The organism is Kitasatospora sp. NPDC007106 (assembly GCF_040634455.1).
GTDB classification, from domain to species: domain Bacteria; phylum Actinomycetota; class Actinomycetes; order Streptomycetales; family Streptomycetaceae; genus Kitasatospora; species Kitasatospora arboriphila.
Genome location: NZ_JBEYFP010001405.1, coordinates 1 through 1,126, shown reverse-complemented (window position 1 = coordinate 1,126; position 1,126 = coordinate 1). Strand labels below are relative to the sequence as shown.

Here is a 1,126-nt window from a genome sequence, read left to right as displayed (position 1 = left end):
CTCTTCCGATCTGGAGACGGCGGGCCGGTCCGCGGGGTTGCGGCCGGCCGTCTCCCTCCGCGACCCCTGCCGGAGCGCTGCCCGGCGGCCCGTGCACCGCCCAGCGGGACGCGTTGTCCGCGGGTGGCGCTAGGTTTCCGACATCACCGCGGGCGGGGTGTTCGGTCCCCCGGTCGGCTGCGGGGGTTTCCGACGATTTGGCAGATCACGAGGTGGGGCCGTAATGGGTTGGGTGGCGGCGGGCGACGGGTACGAGGTCGCCCTGGTGGAGGGCCGGGTGACGGCGCGGTCGACGTCCGGCCGCTCCGCGGGCAGGCAGCTGAAGTCGCTGCCGAAGGCGGTGCGGGAGCACCCGGAGACGGACCGGCTGCGCCGGTTCGCGACCTGGTTGGAGCGCCACGCGGCGTCCTGCCGGGAGCAGGTGGACGCCTGGATGGTGTCCTCGCTGCCGGTGCCGACCGGGCTGCTCGCCAAGGTCTGGCCGGACGAGGCCTGGCAGGCCGCGCTGCGCGACCTGGTGGTCGTCGGCGACGGCGAGGACGAGGTGGGCTTCCTGCGCGACGCCACCGCCGACGGCGAGCTGCGCCTCGTCGACCTGGACGGCGAGACCGTCCGCATCTCCCCCGCCACGGTCACCCTGCCGCACCCGGTGCTGCTGGAGGACCTGGAGGACCTGCGGGAGTTCGCGGCCGAGCTCGGCGTCGTCCAGGGCGTCGACCAGATCCACCGGGCGACCTTCCGCAAGCCCGACGAGGTAGCGGAGAAGGCCACCGAGGTGAAGGACTTCGCCGGCGGCAGGTTCCCGTCGCGGTTCGGCCTGGCCGCCCGCGCCACCGCGCTCGGCTACCGGGTCTCCGGCGGCTACGCCACCATCCGGGTCCGGGACGGCGAGCGGACGGTCGAGCCCGCGGTGTGGATCGGCGAGCCGTACTGGGACGGCGATTCGGAGACCGGTGCGCTGTGCTGGCGCGACACCGAGGGCCGGGCGCTGACGCTGCCCGAGGTCGGGCCGGTCGCCTGGTCTGAGGGGATGCGGATGGCCGCCCCCGGGGTGCACGCCGAAGCGCTGACGGTACTGGCGCAGGTGCGCTCACCGCACCTGCGCTCACCGCACCTGCGCCAGTAC

At 74.8% G+C, this 1,126-nt stretch carries 1 protein-coding gene; it reads left to right on the top strand.

Annotated features, from left to right (window positions below):
* Nucleotides 1–223: 223 nt before the first annotated feature.
* On the top strand, nt 224–1,126 hold a 903-nt coding region (locus tag ABZ641_RS38840; protein ID WP_359989412.1), incomplete at its 3' end, for a DUF4132 domain-containing protein.